Genomic DNA, 17,778 nt, shown 5'->3' on the forward strand with positions numbered 1-17,778 from the left:
CGGCGACAAAATGGACGTCGGAGCGCGATCCGCTCCCCGTGTGTCCCCTTCGTTCCTCAGCCGAGACGTAAGACCCATGACGCACTTCAGATCCCTCGCCCTGGCCGCCGTCGCGGCCACGCTCGTGGCGGCGGGGCCGGCGCGAGCCGACGACCGCTACGACCTCTTCAACTTCAACAAGCTGTTCAGCGGCGCCAACAGCAATGCCGGCTACGTGGGCACCTCCTCGCCCATCGGCCGGCAGGTGGTGTCCATCGACCCGCGATACGCGCCGGGCACCATCGTCATCCGCACGTCGGAGCGGCGGCTTTATTATGTCACCTCCCGTGGCGAGGCCCTGCGCTACGGCGTCGGTGTGGGCCGCGAGGGCTTCCAGTGGTCCGGCGTGAAGACCGTCAGCGCCAAGAAGGAATGGCCGGGCTGGACGCCGCCCTCGCAGATGCTGAAGCGCCGGCCCGATCTGCCGCGCTACATGCCGGGGGGCATCGAAAATCCGCTGGGCGCCCGCGCCATGTATCTCGGCTCCAGCCTCTATCGCATCCACGGCTCCAACGAGCCCGAGACCATCGGCCAGGCGGTCTCCTCCGGCTGCTTCCGCATGACCAACGACGATGTGGTGGACCTCTACAACCGCGTCCGCGTGGGGACCACGGTGTACGTGCTGCGCTGAGCGCGGCGGCCGGGAGCAGCGATCTGACAACAGCTGCTCCAAACGCAAAAAACCCCGGCCACCTTGCGGTGACCGGGGTTTCTTAAATCAGAGCGTCAGCTCAGAGAGCGGCGAGGTTCGACGCCTTGCTCTTACCGCGGTTGTCCGCGACGATGTCGAAGGACACCTTCTGGCCATCGTTCAGGCCATAGAGGCCGGAGCGCTCCACGTCCGAGATGTGCACGAAGACGTCGGGGCCGCCCTCATCCTGCTGGATGAAGCCGAAACCCTTCTGGGAATTGAAAAACTTGACGGTACCTGTGGCCATGGTGGCCTCCTGTGCGCGCAGGTCGCTCTTCAGCTGTGCCTGCGCCAGTCACCCCCGCGCACGACCAACGTCGCGGCGCAGCGGGGCGTAGTTCTAGACGAGTTCGAATTGGAAGGCTTTTGTGTCGCGGCCCGAAGGAAACGATGAAGCAGGCCGATGACGAACTGTCCGCTCAGCTCGCCCCTCCGCACATCCATGATGATGGAAAGCGGAGGAACGAACACCCAGTGCCGCGGCGGGATCGGAGTACATCCGTCCGTCTCCCGAATGCGTTCGCGCTTTGGAGCGCGCCGCGTCCGGCGGCTTGGGTTGAGGGAGAGATAGGGACCAATAACGGCCTTTCAAGGGCAGCCCGCAAAATAATGCGCACCGCCTGAGCTTATTTTCCGCCCGCCGCAGCCTTCGCAACGAAACGATCGTCGAAGGTCTTCGCCAGATCGATGGTCGCAGCCTTCAGCTCCGGATCAAACTCCACCAGCATGGCGAGCGCGTTTTTCATGCCCTGGGCGGGAATGACGCCGGTGCGCGAATAGATGGGCAGGGAATTCTTCACTGCCGAGAGATAAAGCGCGCGGTCCCCCAGCAGGTATTCTTCCGGCACCACGGCGGCCACGTCCTCGGGGGTGGCCATCTTCAGCCACATCAGGGTGCGGTAGAAGGCGTTCACCAGCTTCTGGGTGGTCACCGGGTTCGCCTCGACGAAATCGCGCTTCATGTAGAGCACGGCGGCCGGGTTGGCGCCGCCGAAGATCTTGTCGTTGCCCGCCTCGGTGCGGCTGTCGGCCAGCACCTTCACGTCGCCGTCGTCCTCCAGCTTGGTGATGACCGGGTCGAGGTTGGACATGGCGTCGATCTCGCCGCGCTTCATCTGCGCCACGGCGGAGGCCCCGCCGCCGACCCCGATGAAGGCCACGTCCTCCGGCTTCAGCCCCTCCTTCGCCAGCAGGAAATTGACGAAGAAATTGGTGGAGGAGCCCGGCGCGGTGACGCCGATCTTGGCGCCCTTCAGGTCCTTCACCGAAGTGATGGGCCTGTCCTTGCGCGCCACCAGCACGATGCCGGGGAAGCGCCCCAGCTCGATGACCGAGACGATGTCCTGCCCCTTGGCCTGCATGCGGATGGTATGTTCATAAGCGCCGGTGACCACGTCGATGGAGCCGCCGATGAGCGCCTGGAGCGATTTCGCCCCGCCGCCGAAATCGTTGATGGTGACGTCGAGCCCCTCGTCCTTGAAGAAGCCCTTCCGCTCGGCGATGGTCAGCGGCAGGTAATAGAGCAGCGGCTTGCCGCCCACGCCCAGCGTCAGCTTCGGCTTTTCCGCCTGCTGCGCCGAGGCCGGCGAGACTGCGAGCATAAGGGCCGCGCCGAGCGCAGCCGCCAGCGTTCCGATGCGCATGGTGTCCTCCCTTTCGTTCTGCTGTTCTTCTGGTTCACCCCTGCCCTGCCGGCGACGGACGCCAGACCAGGAGGCGGTTCTCGATGGCGCTGACGCCGGTGTCGATGACGATGACGAACAGGGCCAGCACCAGCATGCCGGAGAACACCCCGGTCACGTCGAACACTCCCTCCGCCTGGTGGATGCGATAGCCGAGCCCGGCCGCCGAGCCGAGATATTCGCCCACCACCGCCCCCACCAGCGCAAAGCCAACCGCCGTGTGCAGGGAGGAGAACATCCAGGTGAGGGCCGACGGCCAGAACACATGGCGCATGAGCTGGCGCTCGCTCATGCCCAGCATGCGGGCGTTGGAAAGCAGCGTCGGGCTCACCTCCTTCACGCCCTGGTAGACGTTGAAGAAGACGATGAAGAACACCAGCGTGACCCCCAGCGCCACCTTCGACCAGATGCCGAGCCCCAGCCACAGGGCGAAGATGGGCGCCAGCACCACCCGCGGCAGCGCGTTCGCCATCTTCACGTAAGGATCGAACACCGCCGCGAGCAGCGCCTTGCGAGCGAACCAGAAGCCCACCAGCACCCCGCCGGCGGCACCGATGATGAAGGCCAGTGTCGTCTCCAGCAGCGTGACGCCCAGATGATACCAGATGACACCGGTGGCAAAGTCGCGCCAGGTGCGCTCGAACACGGCCAGCGGCGTCGAGAAGAAGAACGGATCGAGCGGATAGAAGGGCTTCGGCGAGAGCGCCGGGATGGACAGCTTCACCGTGGCGCCGAAATGCCAGATGGCGATAAGCACCGCTGCCACCAGAACCTGCAAAACCAGCAGCACGAGACGCGAGCGAGCGATCATCCCACCGCCTCCGACTGGCGATAGCCCTTTACCACTTCGTCCTTGAGCATGGCCCAGATCTCGCGGTGGAGCTGGTGGAAGGCGGGCTCCAGCCGCACATCCATGCCGCGCGGCCGGGCCAGCGACACCCGCCACTCGCCGATGATGCGCGAGGCCGGCCCCGCCCCCATGATCACCACCCGGTCGGCCAAGGCGATGGCTTCCTCCAGATCGTGGGTGACGAACAGCACCGCCTTGCGGTCGGCGCTCCACAGGTCGAGCAGCAGATTGCCCATGATCTGGCGGGTCTGGGCGTCCAGCGGGCCGAACGGCTCGTCCATGAGCAGGATCTTGGGATCGCGGATCAGCACCTGCGCAAGGCCCACGCGCTTCCGCTGCCCGCCGGAGAGCATGTGCGGATAGCGATCGGCGAAGGCGGAAAGCCCAACACGGCCAAGCCAGCGCCGGGCCTTCTCGCGCGCCTCGCCCTGCTTGGTGCCGGCGACTTCAAGGCCGATGGCCACGTTCTCCAGCGCGCTCTTCCAGGGAAACAGCGCTTCAGCTTGAAACAGGTAGCCGGCCTTGCGGTTCAGCCCGGCAAGCGGATCGCCGAAGATGGAGACGGTGCCGGTGGCCGGCGTCAGCAGGCCGGCGGTGGCATTGAGCAGGGTGGACTTGCCGCAGCCCGTGGGGCCGACGATGGCGACGAACTCGCCGTCCGCGACATCGAGGTTCACCCCCTCCACCGCCACGAACGGGGCCGCGCTGCCCGCCTGGGCGGGAAAGGCGATGGAGAGGCCGCGCAGAACGACGGCGCGGGTCGCGGCATCGCGACCGCCCGCGACCACGCTGAAAGGTGGCGACACGCAACTCCTCCCGCTTCCTCAGCGCCCGTTCGAGGGCACACGTCCGGTTGGCCGGATCACGGGCAAAGGTAGCGGCGGAGGCGAAAGAGGCAAGGCGAGAAAAGGCGGGCAAGGCACGCGCGACGACGCCCGGCGCACGCCCCTTCACCTTCGCCATGATCGGATGCGAGAATGCCCTACAGGAAACATCATGGCCCGCATTCTCGCCGCCCTCGCTTTGTTCGCAACGCTCCTCGCCGGCACGCCGTGGCTGCTACCGGTGGCTAAGGAGAGCCTCAAGCTCGTCGCCGCGCGGGACGACCCGGCCGCCCTCGCCGACCTGGGCCTTGCCGGCTTCACGGCGGAAGACGCACGCCGGTCCATCGCGGCGGCGCTGGCCGAGGACGACGCAGCGCTGGCCGCCTCTTTCCTCGCGCTGGCCGATGCGCGCGGCCTCGCCATCCCGCCGGAATTGCGCGCGCAGGTGGCGGACGCCACCGGAGCCCTGTCCGAGACCCTGCGGTCGGCCAAGGCCTTCGGCCTCGGCTTCGTCACCGGCGAGCCGCGCGACCTCGCAGGCCTTGCCGGCGCGGCCACCAGCGACCTCATGGTGTGGGGCGACATCCGCGATGCCGGCCGCGAGGGCCTGAAGCTGGCGCGCGGCGAAGGTGCGGACGAGCTGATTCTGGGCCTCTCCGCCGTGGGCATCGCCGTCACCGCCGGCACCTATGCGACCGTGGGCGCGAGCCTGCCGATGCGGATCGGCATCTCGCTGGTGAAGGTGGCCAAGCGCACCGGCCGCCTCTCCGCCTCGCTCGCCCGTAGCCTCACCCGCGCCGTGCGCGAGAGCGTGGACTTTGCCGCCCTGCGCCGGCTCGCGGCCGCCCCCGCGACCGTGGATGCCGCAGCGGTGAAGGGCGTGGTGCGCACGCAGCGCCTCACCGACCTCACCCGCATGCTGGATGACGCCGCCCGCATCGAGGCCAAGGCCGGCACCCGCGCCGCGCTGGAAGGCCTGAAGGTGGCCGACAGCAGGCGGGATCTCTCCCGCGTCGCCCGCCTCGCCGAGGCCAAGGGCTCGCAGACCCTGGCCATCCTCAAGACCCTGGGGCGCGGGGCCATCGCCATCACCAGCGCGCTGTTCCACCTGATCTGGTGGACCTTCGCGGCGGCGTTCTACGCCTTCGCCCTCGTCTCGTCCTTCAATTCCTTCTGCGTCGCCTGCGCCCGCCGCTGCTGGCGCGGCAAGCGCCCCAAGGCCGGCCGGCATCGGCATGGAACACCCGCCCCGGCGAAGGCCGCGCCTTCATCTCCGGCCGTTGCCGACATGGAGGCCGCGGCCGCCCGCGTGCTGGCGGCGATCGAGGCGGCGCGGGACCTCGCCCGAAGCCCGTCGCCGGCGGACCATCCGCCTGAAGACCATTTGCCAGTGGGCTTGGCACAACGGGAGCGAGCTTCTAGTTTCCCGCCCCGTCATCCGCCGAGATCCGAGGCGCCCGCCGTGGCGGTGCCCCGCGAAGGTTCCCCATGCCCCATTTCTCTTCCGCAGGCGTCGATATCGCCTATTTCGACATCGGCGCCGGCGATCCGGTCCTCCTGATCCACGGCTTCGCCTCCTCCAAGGAGATCAACTGGGTCGGCCCCTCCTGGACCCGCACCCTGACCGAGGCCGGCTACCGCGCCATCGGCTTCGACCATCGCGGCCATGGCGAGTCGGAGAAGCTCTACGACCCCGCCCTCTACGACACCCGCATCATGGCGGAGGACGCCCAGCGCCTCCTCGCCCATCTCGGGTTGGAGCGGGCCGACGTGGTCGGTTATTCCATGGGCGCGCGGGTGGGCGCGCAGATGGCGCTGCATTTCCCGCAGGCGGTGCGTTCGCTGATCATGGGTGGGCTGGGCATCCATCTGGTGGACGGGGTGGGCCTGCCCCAGAGCGTGGCCGATGCGCTGGAAGCGCCGAGCCTCGATGATGTCGCCGACCCCATGGGCCGCATGTTCCGCGCCTTCGCCGACGCCAACAAGGCCGACCTGAAGGCGCTGGCCGCCTGCATCCGCGGCTCCCGGCAGGTGCTGGCCCGCGAGGAGGTGGCGCGCATCTTCCAGCCGGTGCTGGTGGCCATCGGCACCCGCGACCTGGTCTCGGGTCCCGGCCAGCCTTTGGTGGATCTCCTGCCGGACGGTACCATGCTGGACATCCCCAACCGCGACCACAACCCCGCCGTGGGCGACAAGGTGTTCAAGGCGGGCGCTCTCGAATTCCTGAAACGCCGGCCCTGAAGCGACCACGGGGAACCTCTCCCCTTCGCGCCGCTTGTGCTAGAACAGGCGCCAAGTTGCATCGTCGAGGAGGCAGGAATGCCCCAATCTCCCATGCCTGCCCCCATGCCCGCGCCCGTTGCGGACGCGTTCGCCCCGAAGCTCACCAAGGCGGGCACGGAACGCTGGCACGACGTGGTCGATCCGGTCTGGGCGCGCCTGCGCAACGAGGCGGAGGAAGCCGCCGAGCGCGAGCCCCTGCTCGCCGCCTTCCTCATCGGCGCCGTGCTGGGCCAGCCGAGCTTAGAGGCGGTGATCGGGGAGCGCATCGCCGCCCGCCTCGACCATGCGGACGTGCCGGCCAGCGCCATCCGCGCCGCCTGGCTCGAGGCCGCCGCCCGCGACAAGTCCATTCCCCAGGCCCTGCGCGCCGACATCATGGCGGTGGTCGACCGCGACCCGGCGGCCACACGAACGCTTGAGCCGGTGCTGTATTTCAAGGGCTTCCACGCCATCCAGACCCACCGCCTGTCCCATTTCCTGTGGGCCAACGGCCAGCGCGACTTCGCCCTCTATCTCCAGAGCCGAGCCTCCTCCGTGTTCGCCGTGGACATCCACCCGCAGGTGCCCATGGGCCGGGGCATCTTCCTCGACCACGCCACCGGCGTCGTCATCGGCGCCACGGCGGTGATCGAGGACGACGTGTCCATCCTGCAGGGGGTGACGCTGGGCGGCACCGGCAAGGAGACCGGCGATCGCCATCCCAAGATCCGCCGCGGCGTGCTCATCGGCGCTGGAGCCAAGGTGCTCGGCAATATCGAGGTGGGCCGCTGCGCCCGCATCGCCGCCGGCTCGGTGGTGCTCAAGCCGGTGCCGCGCAACACCACGGTGGCGGGCATTCCGGCCAAGGTGGTGGGTGAAGCCGGCTGCGCCGAACCCTCGCGCTCCATGGACCAGATGTTCGAGGACAACATCTGGTCCGGCGCGGATATCTGAGGGCTGTTGCCCGCCGCGACTTGAACGCGCGCGCCTTGGCCGCCATAACGCGGCCATCCGTTCGCAAGGAGAACACCGTTGGAAAAAACCGAGCTCGAGCGCGTGCAGCGCTATTTGCGGACCCTGTTCGGCAACCCGCAGATCAAGGTGACTGCCCGCACGAAGAAGAAGGACTCGGCCGAGGTCTATCTGGGCGAGGAGTTCATCGGCGTCCTCTACCGGGACGACGAGGACGACGACCTCTCCTACAATTTCCAGATGGCAATCCTGGATTCCGACCTCGAGTGAGGTTGAACAGGCGCGAGGCCTGAATGGGGCCTCTCGCCGCTGCGAGGGGGAGCGGCCACCGCTCCCGCCCCTCAGGACCAGGCCTGATGGCTCAGCCCGGCTGCGTCGGGGGCTCGGTGTCCACGATCTCGCGCTCCGGCAGCGCCACGAGGATCAGCACGCCGAGGACGGTGATGGAGAAGCGGAAGGCCGAGGCCTGGCCGTTCCAGTCCTTGGACTGCCACATGGCGAAATACTCGCCGGCGACCACCATGAAGCCGAAAAACCAGACCAGGAAGGCCAGCGCGCCGCCCAGATAGACGAAGCGCTTGGCGCGCTCGAAGCGGGCGGCGGGTGCAGCAAGCCGCGCCAGCATGGCGACGGCCCCAAGGGCGAGGAACAGCCCGCTCACCGCCTCGCCTGCAATGATGGCGGCATAGGCCATGCGCCACCCGCGCTCGTCGGTGATGGCGCGATGCATCAGGGCATTGCCGGGAAAAGTCGTGTCCATGCTCAGCACATGGCGCACGAACGCGTAATTGGTCTCGTAATCCACGAGATTGTCGTAGGCGACCAGGAGGCAGAAGGCCGCCAAGGCGGCCGTCATCATCGCCTTCGCCAGACGCAGCTCCATCTCGCCCTCCGCTTCTGCCCGACGCAGTCTTAAAGCGTCGGCAGGCGAAGTGGATACCAGCTCGCTTCAAGAAAGCGCGTCAACACCGCGAATCCGAAGCGATTGCCGTAAGCCGCTGCGAACTTGGAGCCAATCCGAACGTAAAGCGCCCTGCCCCCGCGCGGCAGCCCCCGCCGACAGGGTCGGACGGACGCGCGCGGCGGGACAAGAGCGCAGCTGGCCGCAAATCAGCGGCGGCGGAAATTCTGCTGGCGGCGGGCGCCGGGCGGCGGGGCATTGCCCTCGGCCTTGTGGCGGAAGTTGATGCGGCCACGATCGAGGTCGTAAGGGGACATCTCCACCACCACGCGGTCACCCTCGATGGTGCGGATACGGTTCTTCTTCATCTTGCCGGCCGCATAGGCCAGAATCTGATGATCGTTATCGAGCCGCACACGGAAGTTACCGTCCGGGAGCACCTCGGTCACCGTTCCTTCGAACTCCAGCAGTTCTTCCTTCGCCATATAGTCGTCTCCAGATGCCCCGATGAGGGGGCGTAATTGCCCGGGCTTATCTCACGAAATCACCCGCACGCCCATAGGTAGATGCGCGCGGCGGCGCATTTTCGCCATCCGCGCGCACCCATGATCAATTCAATGCGCCTCAGCGCACCGGACGCTTGGCCCCACCCGGACGGGAGTCCGAGCGCTGGCCGCGGTTCGGCACCGACTGCATGAAGCCGAGGCCGCCGATATCGCCGGCGGGACGCTGGCCCCGCTCGGTCCGCTGGCCACGGCCCTCGGCCCGGGCCGGCTGGCCCGCGCGATGGCCCGCACCCTGGGCGCCGCCGGCATCGGGACGCCCTTCCGGACGACCGCCGGCCGGACGACCCTCGCTGCGCGGCTGGTGGGCACGCGCCGCCTGGGGCCGGCCTTCTTCCGAACGCGGTGCCCGCGACCGGCCTTCGCCGGACCGCTCGTCACCGTGGCGAGGACGCTGGCCGCGCGGATTCTGCCGGCCGGAGCGGCCGATATAGTCCGAACGCTCGGAGGTCTCGTCCCGCTCGTCGAGGATGATGGGCTCAAGCTCCGGCACCGCGAAGCGGGTGCCCGCGCCACGGCGGTCGCTGGCGGGAAGCTGCATCTTGATGAGCTTCTCGATGGACCGCAGGAACGCGCGCTCCTCGTGATCGCAGAAGGAGATGGCGATGCCCTCCCGGCCGGCGCGCGCGGTGCGGCCAATGCGGTGGACGTAGCTCTCCGGCACGTTGGGCAGGTCGAAATTGATGACGTGGCTCACCCCGGTCACGTCGATGCCGCGGGCGGCGATGTCGGTGGCGATGAGGGTGCGGATCTTGCCTTCGCGGAAGGCCGCGAGCACGCGGTCGCGCTGGTTCTGCGACTTGTTGCCGTGGATCGCCTCGGCGGCGATGCCGGCCTTGGCGAGCACGCGCACCACCTTGTCCGCGCCGTGCTTGGTGCGGGAGAAAACGAGGGCGCGGTCGATTTCCTCGGTGGAGAGCACCTCGGCGAGGAGCTGGCCCTTGTTGGCCTTGTCCACCAGGATCACCCGCTGCTCGACCCGGTCGGCGGTCTTGGCGACCGGGGTCACCGCGACGCGCACCGGATCACGCAGCATCGAGCCCGCGAGCTCGGCGATGGCGTGGGGCATGGTGGCGGAGAAGAACAGGGAATGGCGCTTGTGCGGCAGCCGGCGCACGATGGCGCGGATGGCGTGTACGAAGCCCATGTCCAGCATCTGGTCGGCTTCGTCGAGGACGAGAACCTCGACCTGGTCGAGCTTCACCGCATGGTTCTCGACGAGATCGATCAGGCGGCCGGGGGTGGCGACCAGCACGTCCACGCCGCGGGAGAGCGCACGGATCTGCCGGCCCATGGGCACGCCGCCGATGGCGAGCGACACCGAGATGTTGGCGTGACGGCCGAACTTCTCGAAATTCTCGACGATCTGGCCGGACAATTCACGGGTGGGGGAGAGCACCAGGGCCCGCACCGACTTGGGCTCGGGGCGGTGAGGATGGCGGACCAGGCGATCAAGGATGGGAAGGGCGAAGGCGGCGGTCTTGCCGGTGCCGGTCTGGGCGATGCCGATGAGATCGCGACCCGCGAGAATCTGCGGGATGGCTTCGGCCTGGATGGGGGTGGGAGTGACGTGCTGCGCTTCAGTGAGCGCGCGAACGATAGGCTCGGCGAGGCCGAGGTTCGAAAAAGAGGTCAAGCTCTGACTTTCATATGCGAACGACACCGGCGCACGCAGGGGCGCAGCGCGGTTCGCGGGGATATTCGACATCCCGCGTGGCCTGGGGTGTCCAAAGGCAATCATTGAAGTCGGGCAAAGCCGCTCGCGACGCTTCACAAAGGGGAAGCTCCGGCGGTCTCCGCTACGCGGCCCGAGCGCGCTGCAAGGGGGATTTGAAATCCCTCCGGGGCGCTACGGCAGGGTGTATGACCCATCCCCATGACAATTTCAAGGCGGGAGCAGCTTTTTCGCCCAAGCCGGCTTTTTCGCCAAACTCCTGCGGCATGACCATCCCGCCGCGGGGTGACACCGGGACCGCCTCTTGCGCGAGGGGACCGGCCTTCCGATCTCTGCGGCTGGAGGAGACATGATCGACGTTCAGGCCATCATTGCTGCGACCACCACGTTTGTTCAGAACAACCACGGCCTTGCTGCGCCGATCGTGTTCGGCCTCGCCTTTGGCGAATCGCTCGCCCTCGTGTCCTTCTTCATTCCGGCGACGGTGCTGCTGCTCGCCATCGGCGCGCTGATCGAGGCGAGCGGCCTGCACTTCTTCCCCATCTGGCTGGCTGCCGCCACCGGCGCGGCGCTGGGGGATGCCATCTCCTACTGGCTCGGCTTCCATTACAAGGAGCGGGCGAAGACCTTCTGGCCCCTGTCGAAACGGCCGGACCTGGTGGCCCGCGCGGAGGATTTCTTCCACCGCTTCGGCGTCTGGGGCGTGGCCATCGGCCGCTTCTTTGGGCCCGTGCGGGCCGTGGTGCCGCTGGTGGCCGGCGTGCTCGCCATGCGCCAGACCCATTTCCAGGTGGCCAACGTCGCCAGCGCGGCGGTCTGGGCCTTCGCCATGCTCGCCCCGGGCGCGGCCGCTTTCAAGCTGTTCGGATTCTGAGGGCGATCGGGTCTGGGCTTCGTGGCCGGACCCGTCCGCCGGGAGGCGCCCGAAGGGGCGACCGGAGCGCTCGCTTGCAGCGCCGCGGCGCCATGCCGCAACGCAGCACAAATACAGCTTTCCGTATCCCTCGCGCCGGTTGACCCGGCGGTCCGCGCCCTCCCGCGCCTCTTGTTTCCCTGCGGCATGCTGTATATGAACGAGCATACCAAAGGGGACCTTTTCCATGTCCAGCTTCATACTGCGCCGCGGCCTCATCGTCGGCCTTTTGCTTGCCACCGCGGGCCTTGCTCCCGTCCGGGCCGAGGAGCCGGCCAAGGCGTCTGCCACCGGGGCTGACACCACGGTGACCGTGTTCGCCGCCGCAAGCCTCACCAATGCCTTCGAGGACATTGCCAAGGCCTATGCCGCCAAGGGCGAGAAGGCGCCGGTGAAGTTCTCCTTCGCCGCCTCCTCGGCGCTGGCCAAGCAGCTGGAGGCCGGCGCGCCGGCCAACATCTTCGCCTCCGCCGACCTCAAGTGGATGGACTATACCGACGGCAAGGGCCTCACCCTGCCTGCCACCCGCGCCACCGTGCTCGGCAATGCCCTGGTTCTGGTTGCCCCCGCCGACAAGGCGAAGCCCGTGACCATCGCCAAGGGCATGGACATCGACGCCCTGCTCGGCGCCAACGGCCGCATCGCCACCGGCCTCGTGGATAGCGTGCCGGTGGGCGTCTACGCCAAGACCGCCTTCACCAACCTCGGCGTGTGGGACAAGGTGGGCCCGCGCATCGTCGGATCCGAGAGCGTGCGCGCGGCACTCGCCCTGGTGGAACGAGGCGAGGTGGCTTACGGCGTCGTCTATGCGACCGACGCCGCCGTCGCCAAGAATGTGAAGATCGTCGCCGTCTTCCCGGCCGACAGCCACCCCCCGGTGGAATATCCCTTCGCCCTGGTGAAGGGTCAGGATACGCCCGCCGCCAAGTCCTTCTTCGCCTTCCTCCAGGGGCCGGAAGCGAAGGAGATCTACAAGAAGTACGGCTTCACGGTGAAGTGAGCCCGACCCGAGGCGCCGTTCCCGCCCCGGCTGCGGCCGGGCGGGAACAAGACTTGCTTCGCGACTTGCGCGGCTTCGGCTTAAGCTCACGAGACGCGTGATCTTTGCCGAAACGAGAGGGCGATGGACCGGGCAAATTGATTCAATTTACCGGGACCGCGCTCCGAGCCCAGCACTGCCCCTATCCGGAAGACTGCCCCATGCTCACCCCTGAAGAATGGACGGCTGTCAGGCTCAGCCTGCAGGTCGCCTTCTGGGCCACCATCTGGAGCCTGCCACCCTCAATCCTCATCGGCTGGGTGCTCGCGCGCTTCGACTTTCCCGGCAAGGGCATCTTCGACGGCATCGTCCACCTGCCCCTGGTGCTGCCCAAGGTGGTAGTCGGCTATCTGCTGCTCATCACCCTGGGCAACCGGGGCTATATCGGCCAATACCTCCACGAATGGTTCGGCATATCGCTGATCTTCTCCACCGCCGGCGCCACCGTGGCGGCCGCCGTGGTCAGCTTTCCCCTCACCGTCAACGCCATCCGCCTCGCCATCGGCGGCATCGACCAGGGCATCGAGACCGCGGCGCGCACCCTGGGCGCGACCAAGCTCGATGCCTTTTTTACGGTCACCCTGCCGCTGATGATGCCCGGCGTGCTGTCCGGCTGCCTCATCTCGCTGGCTTCGGCGCTGGGCGAATTCGGCGCCACCATCACCTTCGTCTCCAATGTGGAGGGGCAGACGCGGACCATTCCGCTGGCCATCTACAGCGCCACCCACATGCCGGACGGCGACGCCATGGCGCTGCGCCTCACGGTGGTGTCGGTGATCCTGGCCCTCGGCGCGCTGGTTCTGGCCGAACTGGCGGACCGGCGCATCAAGCTGGCGCTGGGGCAGATATGATCGAGATCGACGTTTCCCTCGCCCGCAGCACGGGCTTCTGCCTGGAAGCCCATTTCACAGCCCCGGACATGGGCGTGACGGCGCTTTTCGGCCGGTCGGGATCGGGCAAGACCACCATCATCCAGGTCGTCGCCGGCTCGGTGCGGCCCGATCGCGGGCGCATCCAGGTGGGCGGCGAGGTGTTTTTCGACAGCGAGAAGGGCATCGACCTGCCCATGGAACGGCGCGGCGCCGGCTATGTGTTCCAGGATGCCCGCCTGTTCCCGCACATGAGCGTGGACAACAATTTGCGCTACGGCGAGCGCCGGGCCAAGCGGCAGATCACCATCCGCTTCGACGCGGTGGTGGACATGCTGGGCATCGGCCACTTGCTGAAGCGCCGGCCCCACACCCTTTCCGGCGGCGAGAAGCAGCGCGTCGCCATCGGCCGCGCGCTGCTCTCCCAGCCGCGCCTGCTGCTCATGGACGAGCCGCTCGCCTCCCTCGACGAGATGCGCAAGGGCGAGATCCTTCCCTATCTCGAGCGCCTGAGGGACGAGCTGCGGCTGCCCATCCTGTATGTGAGCCACTCGGTGGAGGAGGTGCTGCGCCTGTCGGACGCGGTGGCGGCCGTGGCCGACGGCAAGGTGATCGCCTGCGGCCCCCTCGCCGAGGTGCTGTCCCGGCCGGAACTTCTGCCCGTGCTCGGCCGCTTCGACCTCGGGACCATCTTCGACTGCACCATTACCGCGCATAATGAGGAGTTCGGCCTCTCCACCGTCTCCTTCCCCGACGGCGAGCTTCGGGTGCCGCTGGTGGGGCGGCCGGTGGGCGCCCCGGCGCGCGCCCGTGTTCGCTCGCGCGACGTGTCGCTCTCGCTATCGCGGCCCATCGACGTGTCGGTGACGAATCGCCTCTCCGGCACCATCGCCAGCATCACGCGGGCGGAAGGCCCGTTCGCGGACGTGGAGGTGGCGCTCGCCCATGGCAAGCTTCATTCACTGGTGACGCAGGAGAGCGTGCAGCGCCTGGCGCTGGAACCGGGCATGGCGGTGTGGGCCATGATCAAGGCCGTGACCGTGGACAGCCGCCCGGCCGGCTTCAACTCGCCGGGGGCGGAGATCAGATCGCCTTCGCCGGTTTCGCAGCCACGGCAGCCGTCTCCGGCTCCTCCGGCTCTGCGTGTGATTGCGGGCGGAACTCCACCGAAAGTGCCTTCGTGAGCTCGTCGACCGAGGCGTTGGTCGCCTTCGCCGCCTGGCGCTCCATGGCGCGGTAGAGAGCGATGATGCGCTCGCCGAACGCGGTCACTTCCGTACCGGCGCCGCGGCGGCCCGGAAAGGTCACGATCACCCGCTGCTCGAACATGCGGTCCAGCTCGTCCACCAGAAGCCAGGCCCGGCGGTAGCTCATGCCGATGGCCTTGGCGGCGGAGAGGATGGAGCGATGCTCGCGGATCGCCTCCAGAAGCATGATCTTGCCAGGACCGAGGCGGCGACCATCCGGAAAATCGACACGCAGAAACAGGCGGGTACCGACCTTTTTCGTCACTACGTCCCTCCTCGCGCGCCTAGTGGTTCGACCGCGACAGATGGGTTCCATCTGTCGCGAGCAGGTCGAACCACAAGCCTATGATCTGGTGGATCAACTTTTCGAAACAGATGGGTACCATCCGTTTCGGTTGATCCACTAGCGCGGCATGGCGGAGGGTGATCATACCGGAAGAGCCTCCGGCCGGGAACGCTTTCCCGCAGGAAAGATGCGGTGCCCGGAGGCCGACGCCGCGCCGGATCCGCCCAGGCGAGCGGACAGGCCGTTCCGCTTGGACCATCCAAAACCCGAGGGTCAGGCTCGCACCTGGCGGGGGGCGCCGGCGGAGTGGGATATGCGGCCGTTCACCACCGCCGACAGCAGGACGATGGTGGCCACCGTCCCGAGATAGGCGAGCAGCTGCATGCCCGTGGGCTCGGCGCGATAGCCGACGAGGGTGCGCAGCACACGCCCCAGGGCGCTGTCGTTGGCGAGTAGCCAGCTGGTGTTCCACAGCGGATCCGCCAGGGACTGGATAAAGCCCGAATCCTGGAGAATGCCCACCACCTGCGCGGCAAGGCCTGCGGCAAGCAGGGTGATGATAACGGCCGTGACCTTGAACAGGTGCTTGAGCGGAATGGCGACCAGCCCGCGATAGAGCACCAGTGAGACCACCGCTCCACAAGCGAGGCCCGCGAGGCCACCAAGGGCCACCGCACCCGCGGTCTCGTCGCCGGTGGTGGCAATGCCATAGAGGAAGAGCACGACTTCCACGCCCTCGCGCAGCACCGCCATGCCCACCACGATGGCGAGCGCCGCCAGAGGCCGGCGGCCTTCCTTCACGTCGCGCCCGACATTCTTCATCTCGACGACCATGTGCCGGCCGTGGCTCGCCATCCACACCACGGTCCACACCAGCATGACCACGGCGACGGAGAGAATGGCGGCGTTGAGGATGTCCTGGCCCGAGCCGTCGAAGGTGGAGGCGATCTGGTCCGCAAAAAGCGCCAGCAGCGCAGAGCCGGAAAGGCCGCCCAGGATGCCGAGGCCGATCCACAGGCCGCGATGGCGGATGCCCTCCGAAGCCGCAAGAACAACGCCGGTGACGATGCCCGCCTCCAGCACTTCGCGGAAGACGATCAGCAGGGCGGCAATCATGGCAACCGGTCCTTCCTGGCAAGCAACTGAGCAAGCATCCGGCCGGCTTCCGACTTGCGGGCTGCAATGCTCGCGCGGATACGACGAAAGACGAAGGGACGCGAAGATTTGAACATTTCCAAAACCGACCGAAGCGGACGTTACGTAAAGAGAAAATCTGCGAATGACTGGCGAGAGCTTACCACCTCCGTGGCCGCACTGTCATCCGGCGCCCCCTTGTTTTGAATTGTTCAAATGACAAGAAACGAATATCGCCGGACCGACCCGCTGCGTTGTCCGGAACAGCCAAAGCGCCCGGCGGCACGGGATGAGAGATCTTGGCGCGGCACCCACACACTATCTCGGAGCATTGAACAGGAGCCTGAATTGGCGTAACGTAACTCTACTGCCATCTGCGTCGTTTTGACTTGGATCTGACAAGTCTTCGGGACAGCGCCGAACAATGGAACAATTCCATTGTCTGGCCCGCCACTTGCCGCCCCATGGACGGGTCCCTAATGTCGGACGGGAGGGAGCCGTCCCCCGCCCCTTTGCGAACATTCATTTCAAGGAGAGAAGGTCGATGCGCGCGCATGTTCTTGGCGCAGTCGTCGCCGCAGTTGCAGCCTTCGCGAGCCCGGCCTTCGCCGAAGCTCCCAAGGACGCCCCCAAGCCGCGCGACGTGATCGTCCACTATGCCGACCTGGCGCAGGCGATGTACGGGTCCTCCGCCGCCACCGCCAAGGACATGCAGAAGGTCATCCTCTCCTTCCTCGACGCCCCCAGCGCCGACACGCTGGCCAAGGCCCGCGATGCCTGGAAGTCCGCCCGCGTCTTCTACATGCAAACCGAGGCCTTCCGTTTCGGCAACAAGGCGGTGGACCAGATCGAAGGCAACGTGAACGCCTGGCCGCTGGACGAAGGGCTTATCGATTACGTGGACAAGAAGAGCTACGGCGAGAAGTCGGATGAAAATCCGCTCTATACCGCCAATGTGATCGGCTCCAAGTCCATCCGCATCGGCAAGAAGACCATCGACACATCGAAGATCACCCCGGAACTGCTGCACAGCCTCAACACCGCCGGCGGCGTGCAGGCCAATGTGGCCTCGGGCTGGCACGCCATCGAATTCCTGCTCTGGGGCCAGAACCTGCATGATCCCAAGATCAATGCCGGCAACCGGCCCTATACGGATTTCGACCTGAAGAACTGCACCAACGCCAACTGCGACCGCCGCGCCGAATACCTCAAGGTTGCCACCGCGACGCTGGTGGCCGACCTCGAGGAAATGACGGCCCTGTGGGGACCGAAGGGAGCTGGCCGCACCACCCTTCTGAAGAAGCAGGACAAGCCGGCGCTTGGCGTTATCTTCACCGGCCTCGGCTCCCTGTCCTACGGCGAGCTTGCCGGCGAGCGCATGAAGCTCGGCCTCATCCTGCACGACACAGAAGAGGCGCAGGACTGCTTCTCCAACAACACCTATAACGCGCACTATTACGACGAAGTGGGCATCCGCGACGTCTATTACGGCCGCTATACCAAGCCTGACGGCACCGTCTTCTCCGGCCCCTCCGTCGCCGACCTGATCCGCGCGGCGGACCCCAAGATCGCGGACGAGATCGACCAGAAATCGGACGCTGCCCTCGCCGCCTTGAAGAAGATCAAGGACACGGCCGACGCCGGTGAGATGTACTACGACGCGATGCTCGCGGAAGGGAATGCGAAGGGTGCCAAGCTGATCCAGGACGGCGTGGATGCTCTCGTCGCCCAGGCCCACGCCATCGAGCGCGGGGTCGCGGCCCTGAAGCTGCAGATCAAGGTTGGCGGCTCGGCCAGTCTCGACGACCCGAAGACCGTGAAGAAGAAATGA

General features: G+C 67.0%; 19 protein-coding genes. 10 read left to right on the forward strand and 9 right to left on the reverse strand.

The genetic code is table 11. The features are described from left to right. Positions 1 to 76 precede the first annotated feature (76 nt). Positions 77 to 670, forward strand: a complete 594-nt coding sequence (locus FZ033_RS03695; protein ID WP_149574810.1) for a L,D-transpeptidase — start codon at positions 77 to 79, stop codon at positions 668 to 670. Positions 671 to 770: 100 nt separating this feature from the next. On the opposite strand, the gene FZ033_RS03700 is transcribed toward FZ033_RS03695, so the two are convergent. The 4 genes from FZ033_RS03700 to FZ033_RS03715 form a co-directional block, all read right to left on the reverse strand. After that, positions 771 to 977 carry a cold-shock protein gene (locus tag FZ033_RS03700; RefSeq protein WP_012115190.1) on the reverse strand — a complete coding sequence of 69 codons (207 nt, stop codon included), beginning with the start codon at positions 975 to 977 and terminating at the stop codon, positions 771 to 773. A 379-nt stretch (positions 978 to 1,356) separates the two neighbouring features. Then, the gene (locus FZ033_RS03705; RefSeq protein ID WP_149574811.1) at positions 1,357 to 2,373 is read right to left on the reverse strand and encodes an ABC transporter substrate-binding protein; all 1,017 of its coding nucleotides are present in this window, start codon (positions 2,371 to 2,373) and stop codon (positions 1,357 to 1,359) included. A 34-nt stretch (positions 2,374 to 2,407) separates the two neighbouring features. Continuing rightward, positions 2,408 to 3,223, reverse strand: coding sequence for an ABC transporter permease (locus tag FZ033_RS03710; protein ID WP_149574812.1), 816 nt, complete (start codon positions 3,221 to 3,223; stop codon positions 2,408 to 2,410). Continuing rightward, positions 3,220 to 4,068 carry an ABC transporter ATP-binding protein gene (locus FZ033_RS03715; protein ID WP_408068465.1) on the reverse strand — a complete coding sequence of 283 codons (849 nt, stop codon included), beginning with the start codon at positions 4,066 to 4,068 and terminating at the stop codon, positions 3,220 to 3,222. Before FZ033_RS03715 ends, FZ033_RS03710 begins: the two co-directional genes overlap by 4 nt. A gap of 190 nt (positions 4,069 to 4,258) precedes the next feature. On the opposite strand from FZ033_RS03715, the gene FZ033_RS03720 reads away from it, so the two are divergent. The 4 genes from FZ033_RS03720 (at position 4,259) to FZ033_RS03735 (ending at position 7,590) form a co-directional block, all read left to right on the forward strand. After that, the gene (locus FZ033_RS03720; RefSeq protein WP_149574813.1) at positions 4,259 to 5,647 is read left to right on the forward strand and encodes a hypothetical protein; all 1,389 of its coding nucleotides are present in this window, start codon (positions 4,259 to 4,261) and stop codon (positions 5,645 to 5,647) included. After that, a complete protein-coding gene (locus FZ033_RS03725; protein ID WP_149574814.1) occupies positions 5,575 to 6,327 on the forward strand; it encodes an alpha/beta fold hydrolase in 753 nt (250 codons plus the stop codon). The genes FZ033_RS03720 and FZ033_RS03725 overlap by 73 nt, the downstream gene beginning before the upstream one ends. A 78-nt stretch (positions 6,328 to 6,405) precedes the next feature. Next, the gene (gene cysE, locus FZ033_RS03730; protein WP_232847310.1) at positions 6,406 to 7,302 is read left to right on the forward strand and encodes a serine O-acetyltransferase; all 897 of its coding nucleotides are present in this window, start codon (positions 6,406 to 6,408) and stop codon (positions 7,300 to 7,302) included. Between the two features lie 78 nt (positions 7,303 to 7,380). Then, positions 7,381 to 7,590, forward strand: a complete 210-nt coding sequence (locus tag FZ033_RS03735; RefSeq protein ID WP_012115183.1) for a DUF3126 family protein — start codon at positions 7,381 to 7,383, stop codon at positions 7,588 to 7,590. Positions 7,591 to 7,681: 91 nt separating this feature from the next. On the opposite strand, the gene FZ033_RS03740 is transcribed toward FZ033_RS03735, so the two are convergent. From FZ033_RS03740 to FZ033_RS03750, 3 genes are all read right to left on the reverse strand, one after another. Further along, the gene (locus tag FZ033_RS03740; RefSeq protein ID WP_149574815.1) at positions 7,682 to 8,203 is read right to left on the reverse strand and encodes a DUF2165 family protein; all 522 of its coding nucleotides are present in this window, start codon (positions 8,201 to 8,203) and stop codon (positions 7,682 to 7,684) included. Between the two features lie 227 nt (positions 8,204 to 8,430). Further along, positions 8,431 to 8,706 (reverse strand): translation initiation factor IF-1, encoded by a 276-nt coding sequence (gene infA / locus FZ033_RS03745; protein WP_012115181.1) that lies wholly within the window; start codon positions 8,704 to 8,706, stop codon positions 8,431 to 8,433. A 139-nt stretch (positions 8,707 to 8,845) separates the two neighbouring features. Next, positions 8,846 to 10,420, reverse strand: a complete 1,575-nt coding sequence (locus FZ033_RS03750; RefSeq protein WP_149574816.1) for a DEAD/DEAH box helicase — start codon at positions 10,418 to 10,420, stop codon at positions 8,846 to 8,848. Between the two features lie 388 nt (positions 10,421 to 10,808). Between FZ033_RS03750 and FZ033_RS03755 the strand changes: the two genes are divergently transcribed. The 4 genes from FZ033_RS03755 (at position 10,809) to modC (ending at position 14,464) form a co-directional block, all read left to right on the forward strand. Beyond that, on the forward strand, positions 10,809 to 11,333 hold the full coding sequence (locus tag FZ033_RS03755) for a DedA family protein (RefSeq protein WP_210247856.1): 525 nt from the start codon (positions 10,809 to 10,811) through the stop codon (positions 11,331 to 11,333). Between the two features lie 226 nt (positions 11,334 to 11,559). Next, positions 11,560 to 12,372 (forward strand): molybdate ABC transporter substrate-binding protein, encoded by an 813-nt coding sequence (modA, locus tag FZ033_RS03760; RefSeq protein WP_149574817.1) that lies wholly within the window; start codon positions 11,560 to 11,562, stop codon positions 12,370 to 12,372. 200 nt (positions 12,373 to 12,572) lie between these two features. Next, the gene (modB, locus tag FZ033_RS03765) at positions 12,573 to 13,262 is read left to right on the forward strand and encodes a molybdate ABC transporter permease subunit (RefSeq protein WP_149574818.1); all 690 of its coding nucleotides are present in this window, start codon (positions 12,573 to 12,575) and stop codon (positions 13,260 to 13,262) included. Further along, positions 13,262 to 14,464: a molybdenum ABC transporter ATP-binding protein gene (gene modC, locus FZ033_RS03770; RefSeq protein WP_408068466.1), complete on the forward strand. Its 1,203-nt coding sequence runs from the start codon at positions 13,262 to 13,264 to the stop codon at positions 14,462 to 14,464. The genes modB and modC overlap by 1 nt, the downstream gene beginning before the upstream one ends. On the opposite strand, the gene FZ033_RS03775 is transcribed toward modC, so the two are convergent. Both FZ033_RS03775 and FZ033_RS03780 read right to left on the reverse strand, forming a co-directional pair. Then, complete coding sequence (locus tag FZ033_RS03775; protein ID WP_232847311.1) at positions 14,364 to 14,792, reverse strand: winged helix-turn-helix domain-containing protein; 429 nt, start codon at positions 14,790 to 14,792, stop codon at positions 14,364 to 14,366. The genes modC and FZ033_RS03775 overlap by 101 nt on opposite strands. Before the next feature lie 294 nt (positions 14,793 to 15,086). Beyond that, positions 15,087 to 15,929, reverse strand: coding sequence for an FTR1 family iron permease (locus FZ033_RS03780; protein ID WP_149574821.1), 843 nt, complete (start codon positions 15,927 to 15,929; stop codon positions 15,087 to 15,089). Between the two features lie 562 nt (positions 15,930 to 16,491). Here FZ033_RS03780 and FZ033_RS03785 point away from each other — a divergent pair. Next, the gene (locus FZ033_RS03785; protein ID WP_149574822.1) at positions 16,492 to 17,778 is read left to right on the forward strand and encodes an imelysin family protein; all 1,287 of its coding nucleotides are present in this window, start codon (positions 16,492 to 16,494) and stop codon (positions 17,776 to 17,778) included.

The organism is Xanthobacter oligotrophicus (genome assembly GCF_008364685.1).
Lineage (GTDB): Bacteria > Pseudomonadota > Alphaproteobacteria > Rhizobiales > Xanthobacteraceae > Xanthobacter > Xanthobacter oligotrophicus.